The sequence below is a fragment of the Idiomarina abyssalis genome (genome assembly GCF_900116625.1).
In the GTDB taxonomy this organism is placed as follows: Bacteria; Pseudomonadota; Gammaproteobacteria; order Enterobacterales; family Alteromonadaceae; genus Idiomarina; species Idiomarina abyssalis.
On sequence record NZ_FPBE01000001.1, the window covers coordinates 1 to 25,389 of the forward strand.

Annotated in this window: 26 protein-coding genes; 25 read left to right on the forward strand and 1 reads right to left on the reverse strand. The window is 48.0% G+C overall.

Annotated features, from left to right (window positions below; all coding sequences use genetic code 11):
* The first annotated feature begins 94 nt into the window (after positions 1–94).
* The 20 genes from BM359_RS00005 (at position 95) to BM359_RS00100 (ending at position 18,455) form a co-directional block, all read left to right on the forward strand.
* On the forward strand, positions 95–1,126 hold the full coding sequence (locus BM359_RS00005; RefSeq protein WP_074930731.1) for an IS110 family RNA-guided transposase: 1,032 nt from the start codon (positions 95–97) through the stop codon (positions 1,124–1,126).
* Between the two features lie 369 nt (positions 1,127–1,495).
* Positions 1,496–2,332, forward strand: coding sequence for a CheR family methyltransferase (locus BM359_RS00010; protein WP_054486725.1), 837 nt, complete (start codon positions 1,496–1,498; stop codon positions 2,330–2,332).
* Positions 2,333–2,426: 94 nt separating this feature from the next.
* Positions 2,427–2,831, forward strand: coding sequence for a flagellar basal body rod protein FlgB (gene flgB / locus BM359_RS00015; RefSeq protein ID WP_054486727.1), 405 nt, complete (start codon positions 2,427–2,429; stop codon positions 2,829–2,831).
* A gap of 6 nt (positions 2,832–2,837) precedes the next feature.
* Complete coding sequence (gene flgC / locus BM359_RS00020; protein ID WP_054486729.1) at positions 2,838–3,290, forward strand: flagellar basal body rod protein FlgC; 453 nt, start codon at positions 2,838–2,840, stop codon at positions 3,288–3,290.
* 15 nt (positions 3,291–3,305) lie between these two features.
* Positions 3,306–3,989, forward strand: a complete 684-nt coding sequence (locus tag BM359_RS00025) for a flagellar hook assembly protein FlgD (protein WP_054486731.1) — start codon at positions 3,306–3,308, stop codon at positions 3,987–3,989.
* A gap of 15 nt (positions 3,990–4,004) precedes the next feature.
* A complete protein-coding gene (flgE, locus tag BM359_RS00030; protein ID WP_054486733.1) occupies positions 4,005–5,354 on the forward strand; it encodes a flagellar hook protein FlgE in 1,350 nt (449 codons plus the stop codon).
* Positions 5,355–5,468: 114 nt separating this feature from the next.
* Positions 5,469–6,212, forward strand: coding sequence for a flagellar basal-body rod protein FlgF (gene flgF, locus BM359_RS00035; RefSeq protein WP_054486735.1), 744 nt, complete (start codon positions 5,469–5,471; stop codon positions 6,210–6,212).
* A 22-nt stretch (positions 6,213–6,234) separates the two neighbouring features.
* Entirely contained in the window at positions 6,235–7,023 is a 789-nt protein-coding gene (gene flgG, locus BM359_RS00040; RefSeq protein ID WP_054486737.1) for a flagellar basal-body rod protein FlgG, read from the forward strand.
* 23 nt (positions 7,024–7,046) lie between these two features.
* Complete coding sequence (gene flgH, locus BM359_RS00045) at positions 7,047–7,721, forward strand: flagellar basal body L-ring protein FlgH (RefSeq protein WP_054486739.1); 675 nt, start codon at positions 7,047–7,049, stop codon at positions 7,719–7,721.
* A 10-nt stretch (positions 7,722–7,731) separates the two neighbouring features.
* Positions 7,732–8,832, forward strand: coding sequence for a flagellar basal body P-ring protein FlgI (locus BM359_RS00050; RefSeq protein WP_054486741.1), 1,101 nt, complete (start codon positions 7,732–7,734; stop codon positions 8,830–8,832).
* A 14-nt stretch (positions 8,833–8,846) separates the two neighbouring features.
* Positions 8,847–9,824 carry a flagellar assembly peptidoglycan hydrolase FlgJ gene (gene flgJ / locus BM359_RS00055; protein ID WP_054486743.1) on the forward strand — a complete coding sequence of 326 codons (978 nt, stop codon included), beginning with the start codon at positions 8,847–8,849 and terminating at the stop codon, positions 9,822–9,824.
* A 90-nt stretch (positions 9,825–9,914) separates the two neighbouring features.
* Complete coding sequence (flgK, locus tag BM359_RS00060; RefSeq protein ID WP_054486745.1) at positions 9,915–11,930, forward strand: flagellar hook-associated protein FlgK; 2,016 nt, start codon at positions 9,915–9,917, stop codon at positions 11,928–11,930.
* Positions 11,931–11,935: 5 nt separating this feature from the next.
* Positions 11,936–13,150 carry a flagellar hook-associated protein FlgL gene (flgL, locus tag BM359_RS00065; protein ID WP_054486747.1) on the forward strand — a complete coding sequence of 405 codons (1,215 nt, stop codon included), beginning with the start codon at positions 11,936–11,938 and terminating at the stop codon, positions 13,148–13,150.
* 240 nt (positions 13,151–13,390) lie between these two features.
* Positions 13,391–14,836 (forward strand): flagellin, encoded by a 1,446-nt coding sequence (locus tag BM359_RS00070; protein ID WP_054486749.1) that lies wholly within the window; start codon positions 13,391–13,393, stop codon positions 14,834–14,836.
* A gap of 207 nt (positions 14,837–15,043) precedes the next feature.
* Positions 15,044–15,445 carry a flagellar protein FlaG gene (locus BM359_RS00075; RefSeq protein WP_053952963.1) on the forward strand — a complete coding sequence of 134 codons (402 nt, stop codon included), beginning with the start codon at positions 15,044–15,046 and terminating at the stop codon, positions 15,443–15,445.
* A gap of 13 nt (positions 15,446–15,458) precedes the next feature.
* Positions 15,459–16,847: a flagellar filament capping protein FliD gene (gene fliD / locus BM359_RS00080; protein WP_054486752.1), complete on the forward strand. Its 1,389-nt coding sequence runs from the start codon at positions 15,459–15,461 to the stop codon at positions 16,845–16,847.
* Positions 16,848–16,863: 16 nt separating this feature from the next.
* Positions 16,864–17,286 (forward strand): flagellar export chaperone FliS, encoded by a 423-nt coding sequence (gene fliS / locus BM359_RS00085; RefSeq protein ID WP_054486754.1) that lies wholly within the window; start codon positions 16,864–16,866, stop codon positions 17,284–17,286.
* Positions 17,286–17,582, forward strand: a complete 297-nt coding sequence (locus BM359_RS00090; RefSeq protein WP_054486756.1) for a hypothetical protein — start codon at positions 17,286–17,288, stop codon at positions 17,580–17,582. Before fliS ends, BM359_RS00090 begins: the two co-directional genes overlap by 1 nt.
* 106 nt (positions 17,583–17,688) lie before the next feature.
* Positions 17,689–17,922: a hypothetical protein gene (locus BM359_RS00095; RefSeq protein ID WP_200795856.1), complete on the forward strand. Its 234-nt coding sequence runs from the start codon at positions 17,689–17,691 to the stop codon at positions 17,920–17,922.
* Positions 17,919–18,455, forward strand: coding sequence for a helix-turn-helix transcriptional regulator (locus BM359_RS00100; protein ID WP_054486758.1), 537 nt, complete (start codon positions 17,919–17,921; stop codon positions 18,453–18,455). Before BM359_RS00095 ends, BM359_RS00100 begins: the two co-directional genes overlap by 4 nt.
* 68 nt (positions 18,456–18,523) lie before the next feature.
* On the opposite strand, the gene rpsT is transcribed toward BM359_RS00100, so the two are convergent.
* Positions 18,524–18,784, reverse strand: coding sequence for a 30S ribosomal protein S20 (gene rpsT, locus BM359_RS00105; RefSeq protein WP_054486760.1), 261 nt, complete (start codon positions 18,782–18,784; stop codon positions 18,524–18,526).
* Between the two features lie 193 nt (positions 18,785–18,977).
* Between rpsT and murJ the strand changes: the two genes are divergently transcribed.
* The 5 genes from murJ to fkpB all read left to right on the forward strand — a co-directional run bounded on the left by murJ (position 18,978) and on the right by fkpB (position 25,372).
* On the forward strand, positions 18,978–20,540 hold the full coding sequence (murJ, locus tag BM359_RS00110) for a murein biosynthesis integral membrane protein MurJ (RefSeq protein WP_054486762.1): 1,563 nt from the start codon (positions 18,978–18,980) through the stop codon (positions 20,538–20,540).
* A 61-nt stretch (positions 20,541–20,601) separates the two neighbouring features.
* Positions 20,602–21,540, forward strand: a complete 939-nt coding sequence (gene ribF, locus BM359_RS00115) for a bifunctional riboflavin kinase/FAD synthetase (RefSeq protein WP_054486764.1) — start codon at positions 20,602–20,604, stop codon at positions 21,538–21,540.
* A gap of 26 nt (positions 21,541–21,566) precedes the next feature.
* A complete protein-coding gene (gene ileS / locus BM359_RS00120; protein WP_054486766.1) occupies positions 21,567–24,401 on the forward strand; it encodes an isoleucine--tRNA ligase in 2,835 nt (944 codons plus the stop codon).
* The gene (lspA, locus tag BM359_RS00125; protein ID WP_054486767.1) at positions 24,394–24,921 is read left to right on the forward strand and encodes a signal peptidase II; all 528 of its coding nucleotides are present in this window, start codon (positions 24,394–24,396) and stop codon (positions 24,919–24,921) included. Before ileS ends, lspA begins: the two co-directional genes overlap by 8 nt.
* A 10-nt stretch (positions 24,922–24,931) precedes the next feature.
* Positions 24,932–25,372, forward strand: coding sequence for an FKBP-type peptidyl-prolyl cis-trans isomerase (gene fkpB, locus BM359_RS00130; protein WP_054486769.1), 441 nt, complete (start codon positions 24,932–24,934; stop codon positions 25,370–25,372).
* The last annotated feature ends 17 nt before the right edge of the window (positions 25,373–25,389 follow it).

Here is a 25,389-nt window from a genome sequence, read left to right on the forward strand (position 1 = left end):
TGTAGCCTGATGAGATGGTCCCCTCCCTCTTACGGCATCGCAATGTGCCAATATAGAGGTTCAAGCTTCTATAGGAACAGAGTGGAGAGGACCAATGGCTATTGTAAACAGAATTGCCCTGGATTTGGCAAAGGATTTTATTCAGGTTTTGGCGCTGGATGAAAATGAGCAGGAAGTGTTTAATAAAAAGCTGCGCAGCAACAAGGTGTTAGCGAAGCTGGCGACGCTGAGCCGTACGGATGACTGTGAAGTAGCGGTTGAGTCCTGCGGCATGAGTCATTACTGGCGCCGCGAATGTGAAAAACTGGGTTATAAAACGGTGGCTCTGCCACCACGCTTCGTCAAAGCGTATTTGCAGGGTGAGAAGAACGATGCAAATGACGCCCGGGCGATAGCCGAGGCAGCATCACGGCCTAACCGTCAGACGGTAAGGCTGAAAAGCATTGAGCAGCAGGATTTAGCGCTGATGGTCAACCAGCGAGAAGGCTTCGTGCAGACGAGAACGCAGTTCTCGAACCGACTAAGAGGTCAGTTGGCTGAGTACGGCATTATTTTACCCAAGCGGGTGAGTACCATACTGCAGAGAGTGCCGGAGATACTGGAAGACGACAGCAATGCGCTGACGCTTCAGTCCCGGGACTTAATAAACCGCCTGTATCAAATGCTTCGCACGGTGGACGAAGAGGTTAAAGCACTGGATAAGCGCTTAGCGGCACAGGCTGATAACAACGAAGACAGCCGCAGGCTGATGACGATACCGGGCATCGGCCCGATAACAGCAACATCGTTGTTGGCTCTGATAGGCGATGTGAATGAATTTAAGCGGGGCCGTAACCTGTCGGAATATCTGGGGCTGGTACCACGGCAAAACAGCAGCGGCGGCAAAGACCGTTTAGGTGGTATTACCAAAAAAGGCAATACCAAGCTGAGGACACTGCTGGTGCACGGTGCCCGCTCAGCGCTGCGAGTCGCGCAGAAACGTCAGGACAGGCTGAGCCTCTGGGCACAGGATGTCGCTAAACGCCGGGGCAACAACGTTGCGGCAGTGGCACTGGCCAACAAACACGCCCGGATAATCTGGGCGATGTTAAAGAATAAAGAAGATTACCGAATGACTGCTGCTTAAAAGCAACAGCGTTCAGTAAAAGAGCAAAGCGAAGGCTCATTCCTTCCGGGAGTTGCAAACGTCAACAGGATGGTAAAAAAGGGTAAACCGACGGCAACTGAGACTGGATAACGTCTGTACATATAAGTACGTTAGCCTGATAAGCCAGATGCCGTGCGGAGTTCATCCAGGCCAGGTGCGCAAAGCGCACCATAAACAGGCCGTATATATGCGAGCGCCCCGACATTTACCACGAGTTGCCGTTGCAAAACGGGAGGGGACCATATATGACGTTTACGTCAGGTGAGATATCGGCCCTGACGTAAACGTCAGGCTACGGAGCCGACCCGGCTACGAAACAAGAACCGAAATGGAAGCAGTTTATATAACGTGTTGAATCGCGAATTAAGTTTATCGGAATATCAGGAATTTCGTCAGTTTCTGGAGCATCAGTGCGGAATTGTGCTGGGTGAGAGCAAACTCTACCTGGTGAAGAGTCGTTTAGGTCCTTTGATGGGGCGTTTTAATGTCGACTCTTTAGCTGAGCTGGTAAAACGTTCAATGAAAATTAGTGAACGCGCTTTACGTGCTGCGGTAATTGACGCAATGACCACCAACGAGACTTTGTGGTTCCGTGACACTTATCCGTTCGAAATTTTGAGTAATCGAATCTTCCCCGAATATAAAAATCATTCCGGACCTTTAAAAATATGGTCGGCTGCCTGTTCATCAGGACAAGAGCCGTATTCTATTGCGATGACGTATTTAGAATATAAAGCAAAAAGTCCCGGCGCATTGCGTGCCGGAATAAAGGTAACGGCTACGGATATTTCGAATAAGGTTCTGGAGCAGTGTGGCATCGGAGAATATGACAGCCTTGCTTTGGCCCGCGGCTTGTCAGCAGAGCGACGTAAAAAGTTTTTCACCGACGCCGCAAGTAAGCCTGGTTCTATGAAAATAAAAGATGAACTTAAGCAATTCATTCACTTTCGCCATCTGAACTTATTGGACAGCTATTCTTTGTTGGGTAAATTTGACGTAATTTTTTGCCGCAATGTCCTTATTTACTTTGCCCCGGAAGTAAAGCGGAAAATTATTGCCCAATTCCGGCAATCACTAAACCCCGGTGGCTATCTTTTCCTGGGTGCCTCAGAGTCTATTTCCGGACTCACCGACGATTTTGAAATGATCCGCTGCCAGCCCGGCATTATTTACAGAAGAAAATAACCTTCCGCAGAGAGTACCTGTTAGAAACCTCTCGTAATTAAACTGGCACGCTTCCTGCATTGTCTTCACCATCGAACACTGTGGAGACAAAAATATGGCACTTTCCATGGATAAACTGATGGGAATACAGCAACACACGCTGGGTATACGTACTCAGCGAGCGGAGCTTATTGCCAATAATATCGCCAATGCCGACACCCCGGGCTACAAAGCGAAAGGTCTGGACTTCCAGCAAGCGTTGCAACAAGCGCAGCGTGGTATGGAAAACCATAAAATGGCACGCACCCACGAAAAACACTTCAGCGTTGAGATAAAACCTCAGGGTACAGAAAAGTTCCGAGTTCCATCACAGCCGGATACCGGTGACGGTAATACCGTTGATGTGCAGTTGGAACAAAACTTGTATGCACAAAATGCACTGGAATATGAAATGACCATGAACTTTCTCGACGGCCGTATTAGTGGCGTGAAGAAAGCCTTGGGCGGACAAGGGAGATAATAAGTCATGAGTCTGTTTAATATTTTTAATGTGACCGGTTCTGCCATGAGTGCGCAGTCAGTAAGACTGAACACAACGGCAAGTAACCTGGCCAATGCCAACTCGGTAAGTAGCAGTATTGATGAAACCTACCGAGCGAGAAACCCGGTTTTCGCAACGGCTTTAGCGGATGCCAGAGGGGATTATAAAGGTAACAGTCTGACTAATCAGACTCAGGCAGGACAGGCCGCCGGCGTTAAGGTTTTGGGAATCGTTGAAAGCCAGGACCCACTACAAATTGAATATGCTCCAAATCATCCTATGGCTGACGAAAATGGCTACATCTATAAGCCGAACGTTAACACTATGGAAGAAATGGCCAACATGATTTCGGCTTCGCGTTCCTATCAGACAAACGTGCAGGTAGCGGACACTGCCAAAACAATGACACAGCGTTTGTTGCGCTTAGGTCAAGGGTAAAGCAGGAGATAACAAATGGAAGGCGTAAGCAATAATTCCTACATCGACGGCATGAAGTGGAAAAAAGAAGACGATGCCAGATATGCAGATCCAGACGAGCAGGGAAAGCTGCAGCAAGAAGACTTTTTCAGACTGCTCACTGAACAGCTGAATATGCAGGACCCGTCTAAGCCAGTTGAGAATGATCAGATGATCGCTCAAATGACCAGTTTTACGATGGCAGAAGGCATCACTGGGCTATCGGAGCGTTTTGATCAGTTTGCCACTGACATGACCTCGAATCAGGCGTTACAAGCCTCGACGATGGTGGGTCGCAAGGTATTGGTGCCGACCGATAAGGCAAACCTGGAAGCCGGTGTGGGGGTTTCCGGCATGATAGCCACGCCGCAAACGGCACAAAACGTAAAAATCAGTATTAAAGATTCAACCGGTGCCACGGTGAAAACCATCGACATTGGTGATATGCCCCAGGGAACCAAGGAGTTTGAATGGGATGGAACCACGACAACGGGCGAACAAGCGCCGGCCGGTAATTATACATTCTCAGTGAATGCGACCGTTGGCGGACAAACCGAAGAGCTTCCATTACAAATGCATGCGCGTGTTCAGAGCGTCAGTACTGGCGGTGAACGTGGCGTTGTTCTGAATCTTAAAGGATTAGGTGGCATCACGCTTTCCGATGTCTCTGAAATTAGTTAACAGGTGAGGTGACCTATGTCATTTAAAATTGCACTCAGCGGTATCAACGCATCTCAGAAAGATCTAGATGTAACCGCTAATAATATTTCAAACGTAAAAACGTCCGGCTTTAAACAGTCGCGTGCGGAATTCGCTGACGTTTATGCGACCAGTATTTTCAACGCCGGTAATACGAAAGTGGGTGACGGTGTTTTGACGTCATCAGTGGCTCAGCAGTTTAGTCAGGGCACATTAGAGTTCACGGAAAACTCGCTGGATATGGCGATTTCAGGCAACGGCTTCTTTGCCACTACAGACGGTTTAGGCTCTCGCGATATGACTTACACGCGCTCAGGAGCGTTCAAACTGAACGACGATAAGTTTATTGTGGATAACCAGGGTAACTATTTGCAAGGGTATCAGGTTGACCGTAATAGCGGCACTAACTCCTCAGTTGCTTTGGCAACCACTCAGCCAATTCGTATTCCTGATGTCGCCGGTGCGCCGCAAAGCACTGATAATGTATTTACCGCATTTAACGTCGATGCGCGTCGTTCGCCAATTGATGGCGCAGCGAATCCGTTTGATCCGGAAACACCAAGTACTTACCAAAGTTCTACATCGGCTACCGTTTATGATTCATTAGGTGAATCGCATACGTTGTCTACTTATTATGTGAAGCGCGATAATAACCAGTGGGATGTCTACGCGACTTTTGATGGTGACGAAATTGACATGACTCCTACAGGCACAGCAACAGCCTCGCCGGATGCGTCGGTCAATGGTTATGCCGGTTTACGAGTAGAGTTTTTAGGCAGTGGTGATCCGGATGTCGCGGCAGGCCAGAATACTTTTGACCCAGGCTCAATCGACTTGTCAGGCAACAACGTTGATGGCGACCCGTACCTGAATAATGGTGCTGATGCGCAAACTATCCAGTTTAACTTTCAGGATTTAACAGGAACCACAACGCCGACTCAGTTTGCGTCAGATTTTGAAGTAACTTCTTTGGATCAGGACGGTAGCACCGTAGGCCGTCTGACTAACGTTGATATCGACAAGTCAGGTCTTATTGCGGCAACCTACTCAAATGGTGATGTTCAATACTTAGGCCAGGTTGCTATTGTTCGCTTTGCCAATGAGCAGGGCTTAACGCAAATTGGCGGTACCAAGTGGCGTGAAAGTATTGACTCTGGCGAGCCGCTTTCTGGTGAAGCAAATACCGGGACTTTTGGTGGTATTGAGTCATCAGCGTTAGAAAACTCCAACGTTAACCTGACGAAAGAGCTGGTGGACTTAATTACCGCACAACGTAACTTCCAGGCGAACTCGCGCTCGCTGGAAGTGAATAACACCATTAACCAGACTATTTTACAGATTCGATAATTGAATTAGCAATAAAATATAAAACAAAAGACGCCTTCGGGCGTCTTTTTTTGTTTCTGGCATGAAATCTGCATTATCAAACGCATATGACAAAATTTTGGCTGGAGGTCAGCTATGGACAAGATGCTATGGGTAGCGATGAGCGGCGCAAAGGAGAATATGAACTCCGTTGCCGTACGCGCCAATAACTTAGCTAACGCCAATACCACAGGCTTCAAAGCCGACTTACAACAAGCTCGAGCTATGCAGGCTTTTGGCGAAGGTTTGCCAACACGGGTCTTTTCGATGACAGAAAGCCCGGGGCAAAACTTTGCCAGTGGGGCAATACAGGCGACCGGACGTAACATGGATGTTGCGATTAAAGACCAGGGCTGGATTGCGGTCGACGACGGTAACGGCAATGAGCGTTATACCCGAAATGGCAGTCTGGAAGTTGGCACCGATGGCATGTTGAAAAACTCCAATGGGCAAACGGTGTTAGGCGACAACGGCCCCATTTTTGTGCCCATGCCAATTGATAATCTGGTTATCGGTTCCAATGGCAATGTATCCATACGCCCTATGGGCGCTCCGGCGGATGCTATGGAGGTGGTTGACCGGATTAAGCTGGTGAACCCACCAAACGGCAACATAGAAAAAGGTAATGATGGTCTGTTTAAGCTAAAAGACGGGCAACAAGCTTTTGCTGATGCCAACGTGAAACTGGAAATTGGCGCTCTTGAAGGGAGCAATGTCAATAGTGTCGAAGAAATGACACATATGATTGCACTGCAGCGCCAGTATGAAATGAACGTCAAATTAATGAAGACGGCCGATGAGAACGCACAGCGCTCTGAATCGCTGATGAGAATGAGCTAATCGTAGCCCGAGGAGAAACACTATGAACCCAGCATTATGGATAAGTAAAACCGGACTGGATGCGCAGCAACGCGATATTTCAGTCATTTCCAACAACCTGGCAAACTCCAGCACGATTGGCTTTAAGAAAAGCCGGGCGGTGTTCGAAGATTTGCTGTACCAAAACATTAATCAGCCAGGCGGTCAGTCCGCACAGGACACTGAGCTACCTAATGGTTTGATGCTTGGCGCCGGTACCAAAGTGGTTGCGACGCAAAAGGCGCATACCCAGGGTAATGTTCAGACAACGGACAACTCACTGGATGTGATGATTGACGGTAAAGGTTTCTTTCAGGTGTTGATGCCGGATGGAAACATTTCTTACACCCGTAACGGTCAGTTTTCTTTAAATGAAGAAGGTGAAATGGTGACTTCGGGTAACGGCTACACCATAGAGCCGGCTATCCAGATTCCTGAAGACGCGATGTCGGTCAGTATTTCGCAAGAAGGTGAAGTAACGGTTACTCAACCGGGCAACCCGGACAATGTTGTTGTCGGGCAGCTTAACCTGGTTAACTTTATTAACCCGGCTGGCTTACAACCTATGGGTCAGAATTTATATAAAGAGACAGCCGTAAGTGGTGCGCCTTTAGAAGCCGTTCCCGGTGTTGACGGAATGGGGAATACCATTCAGGGCGCGCTGGAAACCTCAAATGTGAATGTAACTGAAGAGCTGGTGAATCTGATTGAAAGTCAACGGGGTTACGAGATGAATTCAAAAGTGATTTCTTCTGTAGACCAGATGTTGAGCTATGTGAATCAGCAGCTTTAATTGAATAAATAGCGGGTGAGTCTATGCGTTTTTTACTTTTTACTTTAACAGCGTTGGTCATGGCGGGGTGTGCGCAAACGCCACATAAACCGATGCCAAATGACCCATATTACGCACCCGTATTACCGGAAGAGCGTGCCCAGCCCGTTGTACCAACAGGCTCTCTATTTCAGGACGCTTACGCAGACAACCTGTATTCCGATATTAAAGCGCGGCGGTTAGGCGACATTATTACTGTGACGCTACAGGAACAGACAACGGCCAGCAAAACGGCAACCACTGAAACCTCAAAAGAGAGTTCGGCAGAACTCGGCGCACCAACGATGTTTGGGCGTGATATTACCGTTGGCGGTAATCCTTTATCGGCTGGCGTAAATGGCACCAGAAACTTCAGCGGTGACGGAAGCTCTGATCAGAGTAATCAGCTTAACGGTGAGATTACCGTTACGGTTATCAAAGTACTGCCAAACGGTAATTTAATTGTTCGGGGTGAAAAGTGGATGCGAATTAATACCGGCGACGAGTACATTCGTTTAACCGGTATGATCCGGCCTCAGGATATTACAGCCGCTAACCAGATCCCATCCACTCGCGTGGCGAATGCGCGCATAGAGTACTCGGGTACAGGCAGTCTGGCGCAAGTTCAGGAGCAGGGTTGGTTAACTCGGTTCTTCAACAGCCCAGTATGGCCATTCTAAGGAGTAAGGCATGAGAACGGTTAAATTCATTGCACTTTTGGTCAGCCTGATGTCAATGTTGGTTGCTCCGGTACAGGCTTCACGCATAAAAGATATTGCGTCGGTTCAGGGCATTCGTGACAACCAACTTATTGGTTATGGTCTGGTAGTCGGTTTACCGGGAACGGGTGAACAGACGCCGTTTACCGATCAGACATTCCGCACCATGCTGGGTAATTTCGGCATTAATATTCCAGCTAATGAACGACCCAAAATTGATAATGTGGCGGCCGTTGCTGTACATGCGGATCTGCCTGCCTTCGCAAAACCCGGTCAAAAAATTGATGTCACCGTGTCTTCTGTAGGTAGCGCAGACAGTTTGACCGGCGGTACTTTGTTACAAACTTTTTTGAAAGGTGCCAATGGTGAAGTTTATGCGGTTGCGCAGGGCAGCCTAATTGTGGGCGGCTTAGGCGCCGAAGGTAATGATGGTTCCCGTATTGTTATTAACACGCCGACGGTCGGTCGAATTCCGAATGGTGGCGTCGTTGAGCGTGAGGTTCTGTCCGGTTTTGGCTCTTCCGATTACTTTACCTTTAACCTGCACCAGTCAGACTTTACGACAGCCAAGCGTATGGCAGAAACCATTAATGGCTTAGTTGGTGAAGGCACAGCACAGGCGGTAGACGCAACTTCTGTTCGGGTAAGAGCGCCTCGAGATATGAATCAGCGGGTTAGCTATATGTCGACACTGGAAAACCTGGAAGTACAACAAGCCTCGGCGGCCGCGAAAATTATTGTTAACTCGCGTACCGGAACTATTGTGGTTGGTCAGAATGTTGAACTGCGCCCGGCAGCCGTTGCACACGGTAACATGCAAGTGACCATTGCCGAGAACGTGAATGTGGATCAGCCAAACCCCTTTGGTCAGGGAGAGACTGTTGTTACACCCCAGTCGATAATTGACGTCAATCAGGATGATGCCCGTATGTTTGTTTTCGAGCCTGGAACCACGCTGAATGATTTGGTTCGCGCAGTGAATCAAATTGGGGCTGCTCCCAGCGACATGATTGCTGTCCTGGAAGCATTGAAACAAGCCGGTGCGTTATCTGGCGAGCTCATTGTAATCTAGCGGCGGTTTAAACTATGACGGTTTCAGACTCTCATCTAAAGCAAGCGCAGCACGCCATGGACACCCACAGCCTGGACGGGCTGCGGAAGCGTGCGTTCAAGCCCGATGACAAAGAAGCCTTGATGGAAGCCGCGCAGCAGTTTGAAGCCATATTTCTGAATATGGTGATGGGCAGTATGCGAAAGGCCAACGCCGTGTTTGAAAAAGACAACTTGTTGGATAACCGTTACACCAATATGTACCGCGATATGTATGACCAGCAGCTGACTTCAGAACTGTCCAGCCAGGGAACCCTGGGCTTGGCTGAGTTGATGGTAAAGCAGTTAGGCGGTGACGACAGTTATGTTCCTGCGTCAATGAACCGCAATGGCGCGAACCTTGATGACCCACGCATGAAGAACCGCGCGGACATGAACAGCGCCTCGCAGAAAGTCAGTGATCAGGGGGGCATTGATGCCGGCCTGTATTACGGGAATCAGCGAGTGAATACCGCCAAGCTGAGCGATGGTGATGCCACCTTTAACTCTCCGCAAAGCTTTATTGCTGCGCTAAAGCCTCATGCCGAGAGAATCGCCAAAGAAGCCGGTTTAAATCCGGATGTTCTGATGGCGCAGGCGGCACTGGAAACCGGCTGGGGCAAGCGTTTGGTACCAGGGCGTCACGGCGGTTCCAGTAACAACTTGTTCAACATTAAAGCGGATACGCGCTGGGACGGCGATAAGTCTCATGTCAGCACCCTAGAGTTTGACGGTGAAGTCGCCCGCAAAGAGCGCGCAGCGTTTCGTTCCTACGCCAATGTGGAACAGAGCTTGCAAGACTACGTAAACTTTATAAAAGAACATCCGCGTTACCAGCAGGCACTAAAAGTCGCTGATGATCCGAAGCAGTATACGCAAGCACTGCAGGACGCCGGTTACGCGACCGATCCGCAATACGCACAAAAGATTCAGTCGGTGTTAAACAATCCGGCTTTTGCAGATAACGAGATTTAGCAAGGCAGTAGGCGGCAAAAAATTGCCGTGTTGGCTAAATAATATTCGCTCGGTGCCGATAACGGTCATAGAGTAACTGGAGAATCATCGATGAGTTTTGACTTATTAAATATCGGGAAAAACGGCATATTGGCGCACCAGCAAAGCCTGCAAGTGACCGGCCAGAATATTAATAATACGAACACACCGAGTTATGTTCGCGAGCGTACCGAGTACTTTGAAAGTCAGTTCGGAGGTTTAGAGCGCGTTCGTGTCGAACGCATGATTGATCAGTTCGCAAACCGGCAGCTGCGAACGGACATTTCTAAAGTCAGTTACTATGAAGCGAATCTGGAGCAAGCTGAGCAGCTCGATACTTTGCTGGGCGATAGCACGACGAACGTTGCTTCTTCTGTAGAGAGCTTCTTTAACACGTTGCAAGATGCTAATAATGATCCTGGTTCAGTGACTGCGCGCCAACTGGTATTGGCTGAAGCCGACGCCATGGTGACCAAATTTAATGACTTTTCCCAGTACCTCGACCAACAAAAAAGTATTATTAACGACCGTCTGACCTTATCGACCGATCGCATTAATTCAATTTCAGAAAACCTTGCTGAACTGAACTCAAAAATTCAGTCGTCTAATGGGAAGAACAGTGACAACGGCGATATCAACGCTTTACTGAATAAACGCGATGAACAATTACGTCAGCTTGCGGAGTTGGTTCAGTTCAGCACGGTTGAGCAGAAAAATGGCGCGGTTGCGGTCAACTTAAAAAACGGACAGCCATTGGTTTTAGAAGACGGTCGATTTAATGCGGTAGCGGTAAAAAGTAACCCTGATACCGAGCGTTTAGAAATGGTGCTTCAAAAAGAGCATGGCGGCGGTAAGACAAGTGAGTTTTATGTGCCAACGGATGAAGTTGGTGGTTCTGTGGGTGGTTATCTCGAGTACCGGGACGAAGTGTTAATGCCAACGCAAAAGCGTTTAGGGCAGTTGGCAATACGTATTGCGGACTCGATGAATACACAAAACCAAAAAGGCATGGACTTAGATAACCAGCTGGGTCGGAAGATTTTTGACCTGTCAAAAACCGAGTCAGAAGCCATTCCTTATTCTGACAATGGTGGTACCGGCGAAATTAATGTGAGCGTTTTAGAGGGAGACAGTAAGTCGTTTCCATCAGAAAATCTACGTATTACCAAAACCGGAAACCCCGATGAATACGAAATTGTACCGATAAATAGTGATGGTACGATTGTCAGTGGTGCCGATACCATTACGGTTACTCAGGCCTCACCGGGGACGGTTGATATTACTGAGCTGGGTATCTCTCTCGATTTGACTGGTGCTGCAAATGCAGGTGACCAGTTCTTAGCAAAACCAGCGGAAAGTGCTGCGTCAGAAATCAGTTTGGCCATTCGCCGCCCGGAAGATATTGCATTAGCAAACCCTATTCGGGTTAAAGATGGTATGAATAACCAAGGCGCGGCCGGTATTGAAATAGCGGCTATTAATACGCCTGACGATTATTACGACACGACAAACAATACATTGCTAGGCACTGCTCCTGCGCGTATCGAGGTGACGGGACAGACCGGCAATGCTTATGACCTGGATGTATTTGATAAAGACGGTAACCTTATAAATTCCATTGCCGGAACCACAGACCTTAATGGTATTTTGGGTCAAGCTGGCTTAGCCGATCCGGATTACGAAGTCGATATTAATGGTGAGCCCGCCGTTGGTGATGAGTATTTTATTGAATACAACACCAATGGTTTTGACGATAATAGCAACGGGCAGTCTATGGCCGACTTACAACGTCAGCAATTGGTTCGTCGTTCGGGTGGTGAAGAAGCAGAACCGACAATGACTTTTAACGAAAGTTACGGTCGTTTGGTATCTGATGTCGGTAGCCGCGTGAGCCAAAATCGTGTCTTACGCGACTCGGCTGAAGCTATTAAGTCACAAACTGAGGCGCTGTATGACTCACAAGCCGGAGTGAACTTGGAAGAAGAGGCTGCGAACTTAATTCAGTACCAACAAGCTTATACGGCCTCGGCCAGAATTATCACTACGTCGCAAACCATTTTTGACACGCTGCTGAATTCACTGAGGTAATTATTATGCGCTTAAGTACCAACTTATTTTTCCAGCGTGGTCTGGACAGTTTACAAACCTCGCAGAATCAGCTGGATAAAATTCAGCAAATGCTGACTAAGCAAACCAAAATTCTAAGTCCTGCAGATGATCCAATTGGCAACTCTCAGGTACTGGCACTGAATGAAAAAATTGGCCAGAACGAACAGTTTGAACGTAACTCGGTAACGCTGGAAAATAATCTGCGCCGCGAGGAAAGTGTATTAAGTAGCATTACTGATGCGATTCAGAAAGCGCGCACTTTGGCGGTGCAAGCGGGGAATGGTAGTTATGATCAAACCAACCGTAAAGCCATAGCGTCAGAGCTACGAAATATTGAAACCTCGATCTTTGATTTAACCAATGCGCAAGATGAGTCGGGCGAGTATATTTTTGCCGGGTACCAAAACCGTACCCAGCCGATGGAATTTGATGATGCCACCCAGTCGTATCAATATGTAGGCGACCAGGGGCAGCGTACAATTCAGTTGTCACCGACCTTATACCTGCCCGCTAACGATCCGGGTAGCCGCGCGTTTTCAAATGTGTCTAAGCGGGTGGACTTTGAGCTAACGGGCGGAAACAACTTTATTGAAAAAGTAGAAGTTACCGACAGAAACGCGTTAATTGCGGATACTGAAGCGCGCCTCGATGCTGGTGACCCGACCGATTTTACGGTTAATTTTACCGGGCCTGACACTTATGAAATTGATGATGGTGTAAATCCGGTAGTGACCGGCACAGTGAATGAAGGTAAGGTTGAATACAACGGTATGGCACTGGAGCTTAATCCTGACAACTTACCAGCAGCGGGAGATTCTTTTAGCTACAGTATAGGCGAGCCAGTCTCCCGTAACCTGCTGACTCAAATTGGGGATTTAGCTGATGCGTTGGAGGCATCGGGTCCAGACAGTAAAGGCTTCCATGAAAGCGAAATTGGTTTTGCGTTGGATGATTTTAATACGGTGATTAGTGATTTGACGGATACCCAGGCGTCTGTCGGTGCGCGTTTAAACGTTATGGATAACGCAAAACTGAGCAACGCTGATATTGAAATAGTGAATAAAAAGGCACGTGCGGATATATCCGATGTGGACTATTCAGAAGCCGTAACCGATTTGGTAAAAAATGAAACAATTTACTCAGCCGCTCAGCAAGTGTTTACTCGTATCAGCCGTTTGAGTCTGTTCGATTACTTATAATGTGTGATGTAGCCTGACGCTATTGCGTCAGGTGAGATGCACCCCATCGTGTACGCCAGAACTCACACCAATTAAAAAAACTTCAAATTTTTTCAAAAAAATTCTAAAGCTCCCCAAAACCCTGCCGATATCCTTTGTGAGAGGAAAATTTAACCAGGCGAAACACGAAGCCGAACACTTCCTCCGGCTTGGCAACAACGATTGAATCCAAGCTTAGGCTAGAAACTGAGGAGCAATACCATGGCACTATATGTAAACACTAACGTCAGCTCACTGAACGCACAGCGTCAGCTGATGGGCTCAGGTAACTCGCTTGACCAAGCATTTCAACGTTTGTCGTCAGGCTTCCGTATCAACAGCGCTGCAGACGATGCTGCAGGCTTACAAATCTCGAACCGTTTGGGTTCTCAAATCAATGGTTTGAACCAAGGTAACCGTAACGCGAATGACGCGATTTCTTTAGCGCAAACTGCAGAGGGTGCGTTGGACGAGTCAACCAACATCTTGCAGCGTATGCGTACGTTGTCTATTCAGTCAGCTAACGGTTCTAACTCAGCAGAAGACCGAGCTGCGCTTCAGAAAGAAGTTTCAAGTCTTCAAGCTGAATTGACTCGAATCGCAGAAAGTACGACATTCGGTGGCGACAAATTACTTAATGGTGACTTCGGGTCGAAGGCTTTCCAAATTGGCGCAAATGCGAATGAAACAATTAATGTGACAATCGGTGACGTGTCAGCAAACAAAATCGGTGTTGAAAAAATTGATGATACCGGCACTGTTTTTGGTGGAGCAGCTGCACTATCTGGTACTGTCCCGGCAGCCCCCACAGGGTCTACGCCTGGTGATTTCAAAATTTCAGGACCAACAGCAACAAAAGACATCACTGTAACAGCTACAAGTACGCCAACAGCGGTAGTCGATAGCATTAACGATGCAGGCACGGGTGTTAGAGCTGAAGCTGTAGCTTCTGTCCGCTTGGGAGATATTGCTGCTGACGTCGAAGGCACTTTGAAAATCGGTGACGATGAGATTTCTTTGGCTAAGTTCGGTGGTGATGCTGATAAACTAGCAGAGGAAATAGGCAAGCTGGGTTATTCTGCAACAGTTGATGGAGAAACGATTGATATTGAAGCCCGAGGTGTTGATAATATTGGTATTGAGTTGTCGGCTGGTTCCACTGTAGATTTTACCAATTTGGATGAAGACGGAAACGCTGGAACAACAGTTACTGCCGACTCGGGCACTACTGGTAATGAAGCTGCATCTGCTTTCTCACGAATCTCACTATCATCTAGTGGCGAATTTGATATATCAGATGTTACTGCTGGAGTCACTGCAGAACTGTTTGGTGCTACAACTGCGAGTGAATTGAGCTCTGCTTCTGAAATCGATATCACCACGGCTAGCGGTTCTCAGGATGCGATTAGCATCATTGATGGAGCAATAGCTGCAATCGATTCACAGCGTGCAGACTTAGGTGCAGTCCAAAACCGCTTCCAGGCGACAATTCGTAACCAGTCGAACATCGCTGAAAACCTGGAAGGTGCTAAGTCTCGAATCAAAGATGCTGACTTTGCGGCAGAAACTGCGAAACTGACTCAGGCTCAGATCCTGCAGCAGGCTTCACAGACTATCCTGGCGCAGGCGAACCAGCGTCCACAGGCGGCACTGCAGTTACTGGGCTAATTGCTCAACTAACTTAACCGTTACTAAAAACCGGGGCTTTGGCTCCGGTTTTTTTATACCTGTAATTCAGTAACTTAACAATAAAATCGATACCGCTTAAAAAAACTTCAATTAAACGCTAAAGTTTTCAGCAGAGCTTACCGATAACATACATGGATAATTGTTTTAGTGCTAAACTGCACAGTAACTAAGGAAAAGGTGAGTATTATGGCAGACATGTCAGTTGAAAGCCGCGCGTTAAGTCCCTTAAGTAGTGCAGCGGGTGGTTCACCGAACAAGGCGGAGCGGCCGCAGGACCAAAAGGTCATGGACGCGGTCAGCCAAGTTCAGGAACGCACCGCTGATAAAGTGGAAAAGCAGGCAAGTAGTGAGAGTATTGCAGACACGGTAGAGGAAATGAATCAGTCATCGACTATTCGGAATACCAGTTTGCAGTTTGTATTCGATGAAAGAGACGAGCCACCGGTGGTTAAGGTGATTGATACAGACAACGGTGAAATGATTCGTCAAATTCCGTCAGAATTGGTTGTGAAGTTATCTAAAGCTATTGAAGAAATGGCCGATAACGAGAACAGTCGGATGGGATTTTTATTCGACAACCAGATTTAAGTGAGGTGTTGATATGCCATTAATTTCATCAACGGGTGCGCGTTCAGGTTTAGACCTGCAGGGCCTCATCGATGCGACATTACAGGCCGAGCGTGTTCCTAAGAAAAACCGCTTGGACCAACAGGAAGGCCGCTTAACAGTGGAGCTATCGGCTGTTGGTGAAATGCGTTCGGCATTATCAAAGCTCCAGGAAAGTGCTGAGAAGCTGACTGACGGTAGCTTATTTAGTGCTATGAAAGCGTCCGTTACTCAACCCGATTCTGGTGATGTTGTCAGTGTTGAAAGCTCTGAGGATGCCAGTGCGGGTGATTTTGAAATATTTGTTCAGCAGCTAGCAAAAGGTAGCCGAGCAGTGTCTGCAGATGGTGCTTTTGCCAGTGCGGATGATGAGGTTAATACCAATGCAGGTTCGTTAACCTTTGGCGCTGGAGATGAGAGCTTTACGCTAAATATTGAAGCGGGCTCAACGCTGGAAGATATTCGCAATGCGGTCAACTCATCTGATGATAACTTTGGCGTTACAGCGGATATTATTAATACCGGCACTGAGGCCAAGTTAGTCTTCCGCTCAAGTGTCACTGGTGCGGGTAATGACTTAACCGTTACTAACGACAACGCTGAGTTTGATGCTATTTCAACTCAAGCCAACGGCGGTGGTGCTGGGGGCATGGCCATTGCCGCAGATGATCAGGCGACTGATGCCATTATTGAGATTGACGGCATTCAGGCTACCAACGACACCAATACCTTCGCTGATGTTATTCAGGGATCGACCATTACGGCAGTGAAAGAGTCTGAAGGTACGGAAAAGGCGCAGTTGTCGATAGCACGTGACGATGCCGGTGTTCAAAAGTCCATAGACAGCTTTGTAAAAGCCTATAACAGCACTGTTGATTTGCTCAGTCAGATTGGTGGCGAAGACAGCATGATGCAGGGTGATGCAACCGTTCGTACACTAAAAAGCCAGCTCAATAATGTGTTGACCAGCACATTTGGCGAAGGGCAAACTTTGTTCGATTTAGGCTTTGGTTTAGACAACGAAGGTCGCCTGCAGCAGGAAAACCCAGTCACTAACGTCAAGGATGTGCTCGCTCAAAACCCATCGGCATTACAAAATGTCATTGGTGGCGAAAATGGCTTAGCAGCGCGCATGGAAACTCTGCTAGATGGTTATGTAAGTGCCGGCGGCTCACTGCAAATGCGCCGAGACTCTATCAATGAAAGTTTGGACCGTGTCGAAGAAAGCCGAGAGTCATTGGCATTGCGCATGGAATCACTGCGCGAGACACTAAACTCAAAATATCAGGCACTGGATTCCTTAGTTGGCCAGCTACAAAGCCGTGGCAATGCAGTCACTGCACAGTTAGCAAACTTACCGGGTTTTACCCGGGACAATGATTAATTAGAGGTAATTACGTATGAATATGAAGCTTAAAGGCTATACTAAAGGCTCACTAGAAACCCGTGTTGCGGGTGCAGACCCTTATCAGCTAGTACAAATGCTGATGGCGGGTGTGTTAGAGAACCTGAATTACGCCAAAGGAGCGATTCAGCGTAAAGATCTTGAGAAAAAGAGCCATCACTTGAGTAAAGCGCAGGCGATTGTTGATTCACTACGCTACAGCCTGGATGATACTGCGGGCGCTGAAGCGACCGGCAATCTACGAGAGCTATACATGTACATGAGCACGCGTATTGCGGATGCATCCATAGACATGGACATCGAGGCTATCGACGAAGTCGCACGCTTAATGATTGACATTAAAGGCGCTTGGGACCAAATTCCTGTCGACCAGCGTGACGTTGCGATGAACCAAATGCAGCAGGCCGCCGGTGCTTAATGTCCGAAGAGAACCGTTCACCTGAGCAGTTAAGTGCGCTCTATGAGCAGCTAAAACAACAAGTAGCAGACTCAGAGTATGAGTCTGCTGCCGATACTCTATCTAAAATACTTTCTTTTCTAGAACAGCTACCTGATGGTTGGACGGAATCTCGTGAGTGGGTTACTGCTGTTGCCGCAGTCGACGACTACCTCAATGAAGTACAACCAGAGCTAGAAAAAGTCTTTGAAGAAACCAGCGCAGCTATTACCAAAATAGGCAAAAGTAAGAAAGGCGTTAAGGCTTATACCAAATAGTCCCATATAGACATAAGCCATTTCACAATTTACTCCCCACTCATTGAATGTGAACTAGACTATTAACTGTTTTTAGACTGTTGACAATTGTCAACGGTTGATTAATATGGAGTCTGGTATCAAAAAACACCCGAATAAGGAAATTCAGGCAGCCATTGACTTCGCTTTAGTCTATGGCTGGACGTTTAAGCTGAGTAAAGGTCATGCTTTTGGGCGCTTAAAGTGTGGGAAGGGGCATCGGCAACACCAAATTAGTGTTTGGTCAACGCCACGAAACCCATATAACCACGCCAAGCAAATAGTTCGACAAGTCATTGCCTGCGAGGAGTTAACTAAATGAACACCTACAATTTTTCTCTTGTCTTAGGTGGTATTTCCAACCGCACTCCGCTGTTGGAAGACAAGCTTTATAGCGCGGGTTGTGATGATGCATTGGTGTGCTTCTATGGCTCAACAGTTTATTTGCAGTTCGACCGGGAAGCGAAAAGCTTTCAGGACGCGGTGCTGTCGGCCATTCAACAGGTGGAATCATTGAGCGACTGTCGAGTAACAGCAGTTGATGCAGGTGGTTACGTCGGTATTAGTGATATTGCGGAGCGAAGCGACTTAACTAAGCAGTCTATTTCTTTGTTAAAAGAGGGTAAGAGAGGGAGTGGTGATTTTCCATCGCCTTTATATCGTTTAACAGGTAAACAGCCATTATGGCAATGGAGTGAAGTGGCTGAGTGGTTGGCCAGCTATGAGAAAATTCCGAAGCAGTTAGCGGAGCACGCAGAGCTTGTCAATAACCTGAACTTAGCCTTGCAGTTAAGAGACAATAAAGTGCGTACAAAGGTGGGGGAGCTAATGGAAGCCTTACCAAATAAACATTAGACACAAAAAAACCGGCTCAAAAGCCGGTTTTTCTTTCCCTGCGCCTAAGCCCAGGTCAGTAATTCTTCTTACAGTGCTTTGATCTTAGCATTCAAACGGCTTTTATGACGTGCCGCTTTGTTTTTGCTGATAAGACCTTTAGTTGCGTAACTGTCCAGCATTGGGGTTACGTCTTTCATTGCAGTGTTTGCTGCATCTTTGTCTTTCTTTTCAATAGCTGCGATTACACGTTTAAGGTAAGTACGCATCATTGAACGACGGCTTGCATTGTGGCGGCGATTTTTCTCGGCCTGAATCGCACGCTTTTTAGCAGACTTAATGTTAGCCAAGGTGAACTCCTAAATTCATTAACAGAACGCTTCTCTTATAAAGGCCGCAGATTATGCCTTTTCTGCTGTAAAAGTCAACAGCGAAAAGGGAAAAACTCACCGCTTTAAGTCAGGTTTTGATAAAATAGCATCCACCATTGGTCTCAGTTACAATCAAAAACAGAAACTTAGCTGTCAGCCGAAAGGATCTCTCTTGTCAAAAGCTTTGCTCCGTTCAGGATTTATCGTCAGTGCTATGACTCTTATATCGCGCGTATTGGGTTTGGTGCGCGATGTGGTCATTGCCAACCTGATGGGGGCTGGTGCTGCAGCGGATGTTTTCTTCTTCGCGAATAAAATCCCTAATTTTTTACGCCGGCTTTTTGCCGAAGGCGCTTTCGCGCAGGCGTTTGTGCCGGTATTGACTGAATACAAGCAAGGGAAAGAACTACCTGAACAGCAACTGCTGATTGCCCGAGTTTCGGGCACTTTAGGCACCATTGTTACTGTGGTAACCCTATTCGGTGTGGTTGCGTCTCCGGTGGTCGCTGCGCTTTTTGGTATGGGTTGGTTTTTAGACTGGTGGAATGATGGTCCGCAAGGAGACAAATTCGTGCTAGCCAGTGACTTACTCCGCATTACTTTTCCCTACTTATGGTTTATTAGTTTTACCGCCATGGCCGGTGCCATACTTAATACGCTGGGCAAGTTTGCGGTGGCGGCTTTCACCCCAGTCTTTCTGAATGTCGCCATTATTGCGGCGGCTATCTGGTTGGCGCCGCAACTGGAGCAACCAGAATACGGACTGGCTTGGGGCGTATTTTTTGGTGGCTTGATTCAGCTTTTATTTCAGTTGCCGTTTCTTAAAAAAGCCGGGTTGCTGGTTAAGCCCCAATGGGGCTGGAAAGATCCAGGCGTAACCAAAATTCGCAAACTGATGTTACCGGCTATCTTTGGTGTATCGGTTAGCCAAATTAATTTGCTGCTGGATACCCTCATTGCCAGCTTCTTAATGACAGGCTCCATTAGCTGGCTTTATTACTCCGACCGCTTGCTGGAGTTTCCGCTGGGTCTGTTTGGCATTGCCATTGCTACGGTTATTCTGCCGGCGCTTTCTTCACGGCACGTGGACCAGTCAAAAGAAAACTTCAGTTCCACGCTCGACTGGGGCATTCGTATGGTGCTGTTGCTGGGTGTACCGGCCATGGCGGGGCTTTTTGTATTAGCAGAGCCCATGCTTATGGTGTTGTTCATGCACGGCGCCTTCAGCCCGGACGACGCACGCATGGCGTCTTACAGTCTTATGGCCTATTCCACCGGCTTACTGAGCTTTATGTTGGTAAAGGTTCTGGCAACGGGCTTCTACTCCCGGCAGGATACTAAGCGACCGGTCAAGTACGGTATTATTGCTATGGCGGCAAACATGGTGTTTAACATTGCTTTGGCCATTCCTTTTAGTTATGTCGGATTAGCCCTGGCAACGGCAGCCTCTGCGGCTATTAACGCAGGTTTATTGGGCGTTACTTTATGGCGCGAAGGCGTGCTGAAAAAGCAACCGGGAACCGGACGCTTTATACTCCAGGTACTGTTTGCCACCACGGCGATGATAGCGGGTGTGCTCTGGTTAAGTCCGGATATTGCTACCTGGCGGACCAGCTCTCTAGTTGAGCGACCCTGGCTTTTGGCGCAGGTGATTGGGTTCGGCGCGCTGATTTATATTGCTGTGCTTGTAATAACGGGGATGAGGCCACGACATTTCCGTGCGCGCGAGTACTGATTATCGCTTCAGTATCAGTTATAATCGCGTCTTTTCCGGAAAACATTAAGATTGTGCGGGCATGGAACTGATTCGCGGTACTCATAACCTAAGAGCTGAGCATAACGGCTGTGTGTTGACCATCGGTAACTTTGATGGTGTTCATCTGGGCCATCAGGCGGTATTGAGTCAGGTCCGTGAAAAAGCGCAGCAGCTGGGTGTCCCTTCAGCGGTAATGACCTTTGAGCCGCAACCGCAAGAGCTTTTTCAACCTGAAAAAGCCCCTGCACGGCTAACCAATTGGCGTGAAAAGTATCTCGCTCTACAGGCTCAAAATGTCGACCGACATATTGTCATTGAATTTAATAAGAAGTTTGCCAGTCAGCCGGCTCGTGAGTTTATTGAGCAGACTTTGGTTGGCAAGCTGGGTGTTAAGTTTCTGGTGGTAGGCGACGATTTTCGTTTTGGCTATAAACGTGAAGGCGACTTTGAGTTGCTGCAAAATGCCGGTAAAGAGCTGGGTTTTGAAGTGGTGGACACGCGCAGTTATCGCCAGCAGCAACAGCGCGTAAGCAGCACCGCCATACGCCAGGCATTAGAGCAAGGCGACTTTGATCTGGCGGAACAAATGCTGGGCCGGCCTTATCAAATGTGCGGGAAAGTCGTACACGGGCGAAAGAATGGTCGAACTATTGGTTTTCCTACCGCTAACGTGCCGCTAAAGCGCTTAAAAAGCCCGCTACACGGGGTTTTCGCGGTAACCGCTCAACTTGGTAAGGGCGGAAAAACCTATTCCGGTGTCGCTAACTTAGGAACCCGGCCAACATTAAATGGCGACGAAGTACAGCTGGAGGTGCATTTGTTTGAGTTTTCAGGCAATCTGTACGGTCAGCAGATGACGGTCACGCCAGTGGCCAAATTGCGTAACGAGCAACGGTTTGCGTCGTTACAGCACTTACAAGAACAAATTGAAAAAGATGCCGCCCGCGCACGTGATGCATTAGCGTGCCGGAGTCAGTAACTATGCGGAAATGGAAACAGTGACCCATGAGTGATTACAAACACACCTTAAACTTGCCAGACACAGCGTTCCCTATGCGCGGTAACCTGGCTCAGCGCGAGCCAAAAATGCTGGAGCAGTGGTATGAGGCTGACCTGTACGGTCAAATTCGTCAAGCTAAAGCGGGCAAGCCTAAATTTATTCTGCACGACGGCCCTCCGTATGCGAACGGGCAAATTCACATTGGTCACGCCGTAAATAAAATTTTAAAAGACGTTATTGTTAAGGCAAAAACCTTAAGCGGCTTTGATGCGCCTTATGTACCGGGCTGGGACTGCCATGGTCTGCCCATTGAGTTGCAGGTAGAAAAAAAGCACGGTAAGCCGGGTAAAAAATTAAACCTGGCAGAATTTCGTGAAAAATGTCGCGAATATGCCATGACCCAAATTGATCAGCAACGCACAGACTTTAAACGTCTGGGCGTTTTAGGTGACTGGGATAACCCTTACCTGACCATGAATTTTAAGCAGGAAGCGGACAGTGTTAGGGCTTTGGCAAAAATCATTGATAATGGTCATTTGCACCAGGGCTTTAAGCCGGTTCACTGGTGTACAGACTGTGGCTCAGCGCTGGCTGAAGCGGAAGTGGAATATCAGGACAAAAACTCACCGGCTATTGATGTGCGTTTACCGGTTGCAGCAACGGCGGAAACCGTCGAACGTTTCAGCACGCCGGAAGGGCATGTCGGTGAAGGCGATGTCAGCATGGTTATCTGGACCACGACTCCGTGGACCATTCCTGCTAACCGCGCTGTTACTCTGGCAGAAGGGCTTGAGTATACGTTAGTGCAGATTGAAGCCGGCGATGACCAGCCTGCAGAGCGAGTAATTCTTGCTGATGATTTGGTTAACGACTGCATGGAGCGCTGGAATATTACCCACTACCACAAACTGGGCTTCTGCAAAGGTAAAGACTTAGAAGGTCTGCAGCTACAGCATCCGTTGTTTGAGTTGCAGGTGCCGGTAATACTGGGCGACCACGTAACGACTGAAAGTGGTACCGGTTGTGTGCATACAGCGCCAGGGCATGGTGTCGATGACTTTCTGGTAGGCCAACGTTACGGTATTGAAGTTTATAACCCGGTTGGTGATAACGGTGTGTACAAAGACGATACGCCACTGTTTGCCGGGCAGCATGTATTTAAAGCAAACGAGCCTATTGTCGACAAGCTCCGTGAGGTCGGTAACTTGATGCATGCAGAAAGCTACCGTCACTCATACCCGCATTGCTGGCGCCACAAAACGCCAATTATTTTCCGTGCAACGCCGCAATGGTTTATCAGCATGGACAAGAAAGGTTTGCGTGCCGGTGCGTTAGATCAAATCAAAAAAGTGGGCTGGTTCCCTGAGTGGGGACAAAGCCGCATTGAATCTATGGTAGAAGGGCGCCCGGACTGGTGTATTTCACGTCAACGCACCTGGGGTAACCCCATTGCTATTTTCGTCAATCGCGAGACCGATGAGCTTCATCCAAACACGCTGGAGCTGATGGAAAAGGTCGCTCAGCTTATTGAAAAAGAAGGTGTTCAGGCGTGGTTTGATTTAGAGCCGGAAACGCTGCTGGGCGATGAAGCTGACAAATACCGCAAAGTAACCGACACGTTAGATGTCTGGTTTGACTCGGGTGTTACGCATCACTGCGTACTGCGTGAGTTTGATGGCCTGCGCTGGCCCGCTGACTTATATTTAGAAGGTTCGGATCAACACAGGGGCTGGTTCCAGAGCTCGCTGGTCACTGGTGTGGCTATGTATAACGAAGCGCCGTATCACCAGGTTCTGACTCACGGCTTTACTGTGGATGCACAGGGCCGCAAGATGTCGAAGTCTATCGGGAACGTAGTTGCTCCGCAGGACGTGATGAATAAGCTGGGTGGCGATATTCTGCGCTTATGGGTTGCATCAGCAGATTATTCCGGCGAAATGACGGTTTCTGATGAAATCCTTAAACGCTCTGCGGATGCGTATCGTCGCATTCGTAATACGTCGCGCTTTTTATTAGCGAACTTAACCGGTTTTGACCCTAAAACGGACTTAGTTGCCAGAGAAGATATGGTTGAACTGGACCGCTGGATTGTGGGTCGGGCCGCGGACTTGCAGAAAGAACTGCTGGAAGCCTACGACAACTATCAGTTCCATAGCGTAGTGCAGAAGCTTATGCATTTTTGCTCAATTGAACTGGGCAGTTTCTATCTGGACATCATTAAAGACCGTCAGTACACCGCAAAGTCGGAAGGACTGGCTCGTCGTTCTTGCCAGACAGCGCTGTATCATATTGCTGAGGCACTGGTGCGCTGGATGGCGCCAATTTGTAGCTTTACTGCTCAGGAAATTTGGGACTTGCTGCCGAACGAGCGCAGTCAGTATGTCTTTACCGAAAACTGGTATCAGGGCTTTGATAAATTTGCCGGTGTGAAAGACGATGAAAACGCTTTCTGGATGCAGTTGCTGGAAATTCGTGACGTGGTTAATCAGGCATTGGAGCAGTCACGCCGTAACGAGGTTATTGGTGGTTCATTACAGGCCGAAGTGACCTTGTATGCTGATGACAAGCTGGCGACCTCTCTGAACCGTTTAGGTGAAGAACTGCGTTTTGCACTGCTGACATCAGAAGCGCAAGTGGCTTCTATTAATGATGCACCTGACGACGCAGTTAAAGCTGAAAAAATGCCGTTGGCGGTTAGTGTGACGAAGTCGGAATACAAGAAGTGCGAGCGTTGCTGGCATCATCGCCAAGAGGTTGGCACATTAGAGAGCCATGCCGATTTATGCCAGCGTTGTGTAACTAATATTGAAGGTGAAGGTGAGGAGCGTCGTTTTGCCTGATTTTGCTAACCAGACTAACCGTGCAACCGGGCTACGTTTTTTGTGGCTAACCTTGTTGCTGGTGGTTGTTGATCAAATTACGAAGATTTGGGTTGCAGGTGAATTTGAGCTTTACGAAAGCCGGGTTGTTATTGAAGGCTTATTTAACTTCACCTACGTGCACAACTATGGTGCCGCATTTAGCTTTTTAAGTGACGGTGGTGGTTGGCAGCGTTGGTTCTTCACCGTTATCGCTATTGCTATTAGTGCTGTTTTGCTTATCTGGATGCGTCGTAACCCGGTAGGCTTGTGGCGCCAGAACCTGGCCTTTTCGCTGATTCTGGCAGGGGCTATTGGTAATGTAGCTGACCGTTTAATGTACGGCTATGTCATCGACTTTTTTGATGTGCACTATCAGGGGTGGCATTGGCCGGCCTTTAACGTAGCGGACATGGCTATTACTATTGGTGCTGCACTCATGTTGCTGGAAGCTTTTTTTGATAACCGTCGGGATAAAGCTGAAGACGGTCACAAGCAGTAAGGAGTTTCGTTTGAGTCGTTTACCTATTGAGCACGGACGTGAAGTGGTTATGCACTTTACCATTAAACTTGCCGATGGTTCGGTTGCGGACAGCACCAAAATGTCTGGCAAGCCAGCGAAGTTTCGTATGGGCGATGGCAGCCTGACGGAAAACTTTGAAGCTTGTCTGGTAGGCCTGCGTGAAGGCGCCGAGCGTGAATTCACATTAGAGCCCAAAGACGCTTTTGGCGAACCCAACCCGGACAACTACTACTATGTCGACTCGGCAAAGTTTAGCGACGAAACAAAACCGGAAGTTGGCGCTATTTTGGCGTTTACTCAACCTGATGGTACCGATTTACCGGGAATTGTTCGTAAAATTGAAGGTCCAACAGTGACCATCGATTTTAATCATCCGTTAGCCGGACAAACGGTGATTTTTGAAGTAGAAATTATCAGCGTTGAGCCGTGACTGGTTAAACAAGCGGG

Excerpts from the sequence above, each read along its gene's own strand:
- flgF (WP_054486735.1), top strand. The coding sequence starts at position 5,469 with ATGGACAAGATGCTATGGGTAGCGATGAGCGGCGCAAAGGAGAATATG.
- fliS (WP_054486754.1), top strand. The coding sequence starts at position 16,864 with ATGAATATGAAGCTTAAAGGCTATACTAAAGGCTCACTAGAAACCCGT.
- ribF (WP_054486764.1), top strand. The coding sequence starts at position 20,602 with ATGGAACTGATTCGCGGTACTCATAACCTAAGAGCTGAGCATAACGGC.
- fliD (WP_054486752.1), top strand. The coding sequence starts at position 15,459 with ATGCCATTAATTTCATCAACGGGTGCGCGTTCAGGTTTAGACCTGCAG.
- flgJ (WP_054486743.1), top strand. The coding sequence starts at position 8,847 with ATGACGGTTTCAGACTCTCATCTAAAGCAAGCGCAGCACGCCATGGAC.
- BM359_RS00025 (WP_054486731.1), top strand. The coding sequence starts at position 3,306 with ATGGAAGGCGTAAGCAATAATTCCTACATCGACGGCATGAAGTGGAAA.
- BM359_RS00005 (WP_074930731.1), top strand. The coding sequence starts at position 95 with ATGGCTATTGTAAACAGAATTGCCCTGGATTTGGCAAAGGATTTTATT.
- BM359_RS00050 (WP_054486741.1), top strand. The coding sequence starts at position 7,732 with ATGAGAACGGTTAAATTCATTGCACTTTTGGTCAGCCTGATGTCAATG.
- BM359_RS00100 (WP_054486758.1), top strand. The coding sequence starts at position 17,919 with ATGAACACCTACAATTTTTCTCTTGTCTTAGGTGGTATTTCCAACCGC.
- flgK (WP_054486745.1), top strand. The coding sequence starts at position 9,915 with ATGAGTTTTGACTTATTAAATATCGGGAAAAACGGCATATTGGCGCAC.
- BM359_RS00095 (WP_200795856.1), top strand. The coding sequence starts at position 17,689 with ATGGAGTCTGGTATCAAAAAACACCCGAATAAGGAAATTCAGGCAGCC.
- BM359_RS00090 (WP_054486756.1), top strand. The coding sequence starts at position 17,286 with ATGTCCGAAGAGAACCGTTCACCTGAGCAGTTAAGTGCGCTCTATGAG.
- flgL (WP_054486747.1), top strand. The coding sequence starts at position 11,936 with ATGCGCTTAAGTACCAACTTATTTTTCCAGCGTGGTCTGGACAGTTTA.
- flgE (WP_054486733.1), top strand. The coding sequence starts at position 4,005 with ATGTCATTTAAAATTGCACTCAGCGGTATCAACGCATCTCAGAAAGAT.
- flgH (WP_054486739.1), top strand. The coding sequence starts at position 7,047 with ATGCGTTTTTTACTTTTTACTTTAACAGCGTTGGTCATGGCGGGGTGT.
- flgC (WP_054486729.1), top strand. The coding sequence starts at position 2,838 with ATGAGTCTGTTTAATATTTTTAATGTGACCGGTTCTGCCATGAGTGCG.
- flgG (WP_054486737.1), top strand. The coding sequence starts at position 6,235 with ATGAACCCAGCATTATGGATAAGTAAAACCGGACTGGATGCGCAGCAA.
- BM359_RS00070 (WP_054486749.1), top strand. The coding sequence starts at position 13,391 with ATGGCACTATATGTAAACACTAACGTCAGCTCACTGAACGCACAGCGT.
- flgB (WP_054486727.1), top strand. The coding sequence starts at position 2,427 with ATGGCACTTTCCATGGATAAACTGATGGGAATACAGCAACACACGCTG.
- BM359_RS00075 (WP_053952963.1), top strand. The coding sequence starts at position 15,044 with ATGGCAGACATGTCAGTTGAAAGCCGCGCGTTAAGTCCCTTAAGTAGT.
- ileS (WP_054486766.1), top strand. The coding sequence starts at position 21,567 with ATGAGTGATTACAAACACACCTTAAACTTGCCAGACACAGCGTTCCCT.